The 7,073-nt window shown below is 45.3% G+C and carries 6 protein-coding genes; all 6 read right to left on the reverse strand.

The window, feature by feature from the left end; genetic code table 11:
* Positions 1–138: 138 nt before the first annotated feature.
* On the reverse strand, positions 139–654 hold the full coding sequence (locus tag SWH54_02800; GenBank protein ID MDY6790176.1) for a PilX N-terminal domain-containing pilus assembly protein: 516 nt from the start codon (positions 652–654) through the stop codon (positions 139–141).
* 39 nt (positions 655–693) lie between these two features.
* Positions 694–1,143 (reverse strand): prepilin-type N-terminal cleavage/methylation domain-containing protein, encoded by a 450-nt coding sequence (locus SWH54_02805; protein ID MDY6790177.1) that lies wholly within the window; start codon positions 1,141–1,143, stop codon positions 694–696.
* A 64-nt stretch (positions 1,144–1,207) separates the two neighbouring features.
* Positions 1,208–1,918: a prepilin-type N-terminal cleavage/methylation domain-containing protein gene (locus SWH54_02810; GenBank protein ID MDY6790178.1), complete on the reverse strand. Its 711-nt coding sequence runs from the start codon at positions 1,916–1,918 to the stop codon at positions 1,208–1,210.
* The gene (locus SWH54_02815) at positions 1,909–2,436 is read right to left on the reverse strand and encodes a GspH/FimT family pseudopilin (protein MDY6790179.1); all 528 of its coding nucleotides are present in this window, start codon (positions 2,434–2,436) and stop codon (positions 1,909–1,911) included. Before SWH54_02815 ends, SWH54_02810 begins: the two co-directional genes overlap by 10 nt.
* 437 nt (positions 2,437–2,873) lie before the next feature.
* On the reverse strand, positions 2,874–3,701 hold the full coding sequence (locus tag SWH54_02820; GenBank protein ID MDY6790180.1) for a phosphoribosylformylglycinamidine synthase subunit PurQ: 828 nt from the start codon (positions 3,699–3,701) through the stop codon (positions 2,874–2,876).
* 194 nt (positions 3,702–3,895) lie between these two features.
* Entirely contained in the window at positions 3,896–6,889 is a 2,994-nt protein-coding gene (locus SWH54_02825; protein MDY6790181.1) for an AIR synthase-related protein, read from the reverse strand.
* Positions 6,890–7,073: the final 184 nt, after the last annotated feature.

The raw sequence follows: 7,073 nt of genomic DNA on the forward strand, positions 1-7,073 counted from the left end.
TTTAATTCTCCTTCCTCTGAATTAAGTTCCCTTATTTTTTTATTTATCGCTTTATCTTTATCAGTAACAATTTAACATCCAACCCTTTCATTGGGATTCAAGGTTGGACGTTCGATGTTCGATGTTCATTCAAAACGCTTAGAACCTCTTCCTGTATCCCATCATAATTAAGGACCGTCCCTGGCCTACCGTTGAGTTAAAGAGCCCGTAAACCGAATAATCAAATAAATTAGAGGCGGTCATATCCAGGGAGGCTCCTCCGGCAATTCCGTTGCTGATGGCTGCCTGAGCCGCGTTATTATTGGCATCGCCTGCGTCATTCATGTTGTGGGACAGTTGTGCATTACCGCCGGGAGTCCAGTTCCAGTTGCCCACAACTTCCATATCAGCGGCTGCCGATGAATCTGTCAGCCAGTCGTAACTTGCCGGTGATGAAATATCATTGTCCTCCATAATCTGTCCCAATTCAACAACTGCGCCCTCGGCCTTGTAAAAGTTATGTCGGTATATCGCTTCGTTTCTTACAATCTGTAGTTCAATAACCGTATCATTGGTCGAAACCGTACCCAATAACGTAAGCAGAACTAAAATAATCAATACGATTACTATTGCCGAGCCTTGTTCATTATTAATATTTGAGATCATCTGTTTCATAAAAAATGTATCCTTTCATCACCATCAGGTTACAATTTGCTAAACATCCTGAGCCCTTACAAATACAACAGTGGAACTTCTGTTGCCGCGGCCGGTAATGGTGACTTCAATGACTTTAGTATTAGAGCTGGGTGTGGTCCCGTTTAAATTCTGTGTCACTGCCCCGGCAATGGTACCCGAATCGTCCCACACTGTCCACTGCATTTGATAATTACCGGCAACGGTTCCTGGAATAACGGGAGGAGGATGATTGCCAGGGGTTAACAAGGCGTCGGAATACGGTCGAAGCATAAGTGTTTCTACCAGATCCTGTCCCCATATGGACGCTTCCGTGCTTATCCTGGCACCTGTATTTCCGCCAGTGGATCTGATCTGCATGGTTCCCACGCCCAAAATTCCAATGGAAAATATGGCCAGGGCAATAAGAACCTCGATGAGGGTATAACCCCGTTCCTTATAAATACTTGTTTTATCTTTAATAGCATACATGAATTTTGCTCCTTTTGAGTCAGCGGTTAACAAGCCAGGCTTTCTGCCACTTTGCCTTTTCCTTTTACAAATTTCTACATACGATATCAGACGTTATCATCATTCGGCGAAACTGATCATTGGGGGAAAGCAAAATATTTGTTCCCTGCTGATTCTGATACGTCTGATTGTCGGTTTTCTTAAAAAACATAACAGGAACAGTCTGGCTGGACCTGGCTACCATTGTCACCTGGACCGACTTTACATTCGATGCATTCATTGGGTTTGACACCACATTTCCATTGGCATCAAGATAGACAAAATTGAGTGCATCTATAAATTCGGCTAAAGGCTGCAAACCGCCTCCCCCGTTGACTTCCCTTCCCAGGGAACCTGCTGCGTTAATGGCGTAACGCACATCCTCATCTGGATCGGTTACGTTTCCGTCTCCGTCAAGATCCATGGTAAAACGAAATGTATTGGCCTGCATGGTTACAATCCCTGCCCCTGCATTGGCAGGATCATATCCCGCCATCCTTATTTCCCTTTCCATGAGCTGCATTGCCCCTCTCAGGCTCTGCTGCATTTCAACCATGAGCTGCTGTGTCAGATGTGACTTTAGCTGTGTCATATACGTCGTATAGATCCCTGCAAGAAGGATAGAAGTTATTGCAAGTGCGACCATCAGTTCAATCAAAGTAAATCCTTTTCGCCAGTTTGATATTGCTTTCATCGTATCATTACCCTTTAATTGCATTTCTCTTTCCCCATTGCATATTTCATGGATCAGTTCCATGTTCCACCACCATCCGTACTTGTTCGGATGACTGTGCTGCCGGAGATTCTGAGCCTTATTTGCTTTAAAAAGAGATTTTGTGAAGTGCTTTGCAATTCAACAGACCCTATTCTACTTTGAATAGGAAGCCCCCTTGCATTAAACCCGCACCATGTGACCAGTCCGGTAAATATCGTCGCATTGGTGATATCCACGTCAGGCGGCATGGTTTCGCTTTTAAGCACTGTATCACCACCATCAATAATTCCATTAGCATTTGAATCACTAAATACGGTAAAGGTGTCACCTCCGGTATTGAAGTTAATAGAAACCGGAGTTTTTTCCTTAATCGCCATTAACCTTGCGTACTGCATAGCAGAATATACATCTCTTGCCCCACTGTTCAATCTATGCTTTGGTAAATGAGAAATAATATTCGGTATGGCTATGGCTGCGGTAATACCTATAATTCCGACAACAACCATTACTTCCATTAAGGTAAATCCTCTGTTTTTCTTCATTGACATCTTTTCCTTCATTTTGTTATCTCCTGGTATTAAACGCTACCATGAGTTATACAAAATATGTGCCATGTTGGTGACTTGTCACTATGACCGAATCTGAATTTAATAGCCATTTCCCTTTTAATCACCTAACTATTTTATATTGTTTAACATACTAACCTTATGCAACTGTCTTTCGGATTAAAAGATCACCTTTTAAACCAGACCGGCCATAATAATTATCACTTATACTATTAAACATTTTGTAAAACTATTAAATTTTTTAATAGTTTTACAAACGCCCACAGTTTGTTGGGTTTGCCTATTCTTCAGACAAAACGGAATAGTTCCTTCAGTATTACCTATTAGTATACTCTGTTGTGTTCTATATATTTGTTTGTCCGTGAGTGTCTGTGTGGCGCTTGCCAGGTCGAAGCATCGTTCGAAGCCTGGTCGGTGGCTAATTTTTTAAGCTATGCTTGGCGGATATAATCCACTGCATTTTTGAAGATGCGAATTCCGATGGTGGGATCTGGATCTATTTTTTGTTGGCGGCGTTTTTGTTTTTCTTTATGGCGGGTCCAGTCCGGATGGTTGGTGGGGTGATTGTAAGCTTCAGGATGGGGCATCAGGCCGAAAATCCGGCCGGTGGGGTCACATATGCCGGCGATATCCTGTAAAGATCCATTGGGGTTGAAAGGAAATTTGCCCTGTGCCGGTTTTCCGTCGGGAATGGCATAATACACCGCCACCTGGTGGTTCTCCACCAGACGGTCGATGGTTTTGCCATCCGAATAAAACTTGCCTTCACCGTGTCGCACCGGAAACTCAAGCTGATCAAGGCCGGTGGTAAAAATACAGGGGGATTTTTTATTGACCTTCAAGGTAACCCATCTGTCTATGAAATTACCGCAGTCGTTAAAGGTGATGGCCACGCTTCTTTTCTGGTAGTTCTTATCCAATCCGGGCAGAAGTCCCATATTGACGAGGGTCTGAAATCCATTACAAATTCCCAGTACCAGGTTTCCTTTATGGATAAATTCAAGTATATGTTCACCGATATTGGTTTTCATGCGAACCGCCTGAATCACCCCTGCGCCGTGATCATCGCCCCAGGAAAAACCGCCCCCGAATACCATGATTTTAAAATCATCCAGAATCACCGATCCGTCAATCAGGGAATTGATATGAACTCGGGTCACCTCTGCGCCGGCAAGCTCAAACGCATGGGCGGTTTCATTGTCGCAGTTAAGACCGTAACCAGTGAGAACAAGTACGTTTATCGTATTAGAATGTTTCATGATGATCTTTATTTAGCAACAGCTTCTTTTTGTGTCATGCACATGCGTTTCGGGTTACGGGTTTCGAGTTGTTAATCAGAAACAAACCTTTTTGATAACCTGCAACCCGCAACTCGCAACCCGAAACACATACGTGATAGCCAAAACAAGTTAACAAATATTTATCCTGGCTATCTATAATTATCGTTGCAGGATTACAAATCCCCAAACGGTTTCTTCCAGGCGGTTTTAAGATCTTTAAGCGGAATATTAACCAGGGATTTGCCATCCAGCCCGTTAATTATAAAATCCGGTGTGTCGGTGACCGTTCCCACCTGGGCAAATATATTCCCGCTAAAAATACCTTCAAGGGAATCCCGTTGTTGTGGGTCAATGGTAACGATAAACCTCCCGGCGGATTCTGAAAATAAAATCGTGTCATTGCGATCAACCTGTTCCACCGGCACCCGACTCAGGTCGATCTGCATTCCAAGGTTTCCTCCCATGGCAACCATGGCCAGATGAACACCCAGTCCCCCGCGGTAGATTCCGTGGACAGATGCCACACGCTCATCATTTATTGCCTGAGAAAGTGCCCGGTATAATTTTTTAAATGGCTGGTGGGCTATTTGGGGAACGTTAAGTCCGATATATCCCAAATGTTCGTAATATTCGGATCCCCCCAGCTCATTACCTGTTATTCCAAGAATATAGACAAGGTCCCCCGGCACCTTGCTGTCCATGGTTACGCATTTATTGATGTCATCGATAACCGATATTGCCGAAAATTGCAGGGTCTCAAGGGCGGAAACTTTATGGGTTTGTCCGTATCGGCCGGGAAGGTGACCATCCACGTACATACTGTCCTTTCCTGAAAGAAGCGGTATTTCATATGCCAGACAGGTATCCTTCAGCGCCATGCATGATCTGACCAGCTGGGCGGCTTTGAACCTGCCGTCCGGATTGCTTTTTACATCATATTTGATATTCGGCCAGCAAAAATTATCCACACCACCGATATGGTCCAAATTCCCTCCCACGGCAATAACCCTTCGCACCGCTTCATCAATGGTACACCCGGTCATATGGCCGGCATCTATGGCCGAATATCCCGGTAAAAGTGCCTGGGCAAGTGCCAGGCCTTTTTGGGATCCAAGCACAGGACGAATCACCGCTGCATCAGCGTTTACATCGCGTCCTTCTCCCACCAGTGGTTTTATCACGCTCGATCCTTGGACTTCATGGTCATATTGGCGATATATCCACTCCTTTGAACATATATTTGGACGCGAAAGAAGATCCAACAGCAACTGATCATATTCGACGGGCTCTCCCAGCACCGGTTCAGCCAGGCCACGTTTTTCAGCAGACAGCCACCCGGCATCAAACTTCCATTGGGGAAAGCCTGATTCCAGCAGATCTATGTCGACATAAGCACAGGTGTTGCCGAAATATTTAATATGAAGTTTCCCCGAATCCGTATACTTGCCGATAACCGTACTTTCTACCGCATGCTTTTGGGAAAGTTCGAGGAATCGATCGATATATTGGGGTTTAACCGCTACAGTCATACGTTCCTGGGATTCGGAAACCCAGATCTCCCACTGGTCAAGCCCTTCGTATTTTAAGGGCACTTTTTCAAGCTCTACTACACATCCCCCTGAAAATCTTGCCGATTCACCGATGGAGGATGATAATCCACCACCGCCATTATCGGTAATAAAACTGATTAAACCTTCATCCCGTGCTTCCAGTAAAAAATCGTGCATTTTTTTCTGGGTATATGGATCGCCGATCTGAACATGTCCGGCCGGGGTATTCTGGGAAAATGTTTCCGATGAGGCGGTCACTCCGTGAATCCCGTCCTTGCCTACCCTTCCCCCGCACATAATAATCAACTCACCAGGAGACGTTTTCTTTTTTTCCGCGGGTTCCCCTTTGATCCGGGCCGGCATCATCCCAACCGCGGTAACAAACACCAGGCATTTCCCCAGATATCCTGGGTTAAACAGAACCTGTCCGAAGGTGGTGGGTATGCCGCTTTTATTACCCCCGTCACGCACCCCCTCTATCACCCCGTCAAGGAGGCGTCTTGGATGAAGATGCGGTTTTAGACTGCCGCTATAATCGACCGGTCCGACGCAATACCCGTAACTTCCCATCACCAGCTTGGATCCCTTGCCGGTACCCAGCGGATCCCGGTAAACCCCCACAATCCCGGTAATAGCTCCACCGTAAGCTTCCATGTTGGAGGGAGAATTATGGGTCTCTCCGGTAATGACGTAATGGTTTTCACTGTCAAAGCGTCCCGCACCGGCGTTATCCCATAATACCGAAACCACCCAGTCTTTTTTCTCTTTTAACTTAAGTGTTGGCGATTCAATGCAGGTTTTAAAAAGACTGTTTATGGTTTCTTTCTTTCCGGTCTCACCGTCCATGAAGTCAAATAATCCACGGAAAGTATTGTGGTTGCAGTGGTCGCTCCTTGCCTGCGAAATATATTCAAGCTCCACATCGGTGGGATCCGACAGGCCTACCTTTTTCCTTGCTTCACGCACATCTTTGTCCAGAAAATAGGCCCTGATGGTTGGAATATCATCCGGATTTAACGCAAGGTTACGCTCATCACTGATCTTTTGCAGAGAGGCATCGCTGTCAATGGGAATCGAAACCACCGTGGGCGTGCGATCCAGTTTAACCTTAGGTATAATATAACCGATCCCCGTTTTAGGGTCCCATTCGCTTTTTGCATATACTTTGGTCTGCTGGATGATGCCATTGGCCAAAAGCTCACCGGCAATTTTATCTGCGTCTTTAGCGGTAATTCCAATGCCTTTGACACAATATCGCCTTGAGGTATAGACCGCTTCATCTTTATCCAGCTTTATTTTCAGAATATCCTCAATTGCCTCTATCGCTGTGCTTCCCGGATTATCCCTGACTCCGGGCCTGTAGCCGACCCAGATGGTCCAGTCAAAATTAATATCAAGGGGATCAAAAGAAGAGACTTCGGTGACCGGATTGGTAAAAATTTCATGTTGAATTGTGTCTAGCTGAGCTTTAGACAGGTCGGCATCAATGGTAACAATATTTACAGTACGGACTTCGTCAATTTCAAAATCAAAATAATTTTTGGCCTTTTGGCGAACCCCTTCACCGACTGCATCAAAGAGTTTGGGTTTAAGCGCTATTTCAAGTCTATGCGTCATGATAAAAATTGGTTGTTCATTTTTAGTTGTTTGTTTGGTGTTGCAGACCTCTTTCCATTCAACATTCGATGTTGGACGTTTCCGGGTAGAACTGGGAGGTTACCCTCCCAGAGCCCCCACAGACCCGTACGAGCGCAATTAACGCATACGGTTCCTCAGGTTATGGCTTCGCTACACGTATGAA

It is taken from the genome of Thermodesulfobacteriota bacterium, assembly GCA_034189135.1.
Classification (GTDB): domain Bacteria; phylum Desulfobacterota; class Desulfobacteria; order Desulfobacterales; family JAUWMJ01; genus JAUWMJ01.

What these genes read in the sequence shown, in the direction of transcription:
- SWH54_02805 (MDY6790177.1), bottom strand. Translation starts at nt 1,143, where the DNA reads ATGTATGCTATTAAAGATAAAACAAGTATTTATAAGGAACGGGGTTAT.
- SWH54_02820 (MDY6790180.1), bottom strand. Translation starts at nt 3,701, where the DNA reads ATGAAACATTCTAATACGATAAACGTACTTGTTCTCACTGGTTACGGT.
- SWH54_02800 (MDY6790176.1), bottom strand. Translation starts at nt 654, where the DNA reads ATGAAACAGATGATCTCAAATATTAATAATGAACAAGGCTCGGCAATA.
- SWH54_02810 (MDY6790178.1), bottom strand. Translation starts at nt 1,918, where the DNA reads ATGGAACTGATCCATGAAATATGCAATGGGGAAAGAGAAATGCAATTA.
- SWH54_02825 (MDY6790181.1), bottom strand. Translation starts at nt 6,889, where the DNA reads ATGACGCATAGACTTGAAATAGCGCTTAAACCCAAACTCTTTGATGCA.
- SWH54_02815 (MDY6790179.1), bottom strand. Translation starts at nt 2,436, where the DNA reads ATGAAGGAAAAGATGTCAATGAAGAAAAACAGAGGATTTACCTTAATG.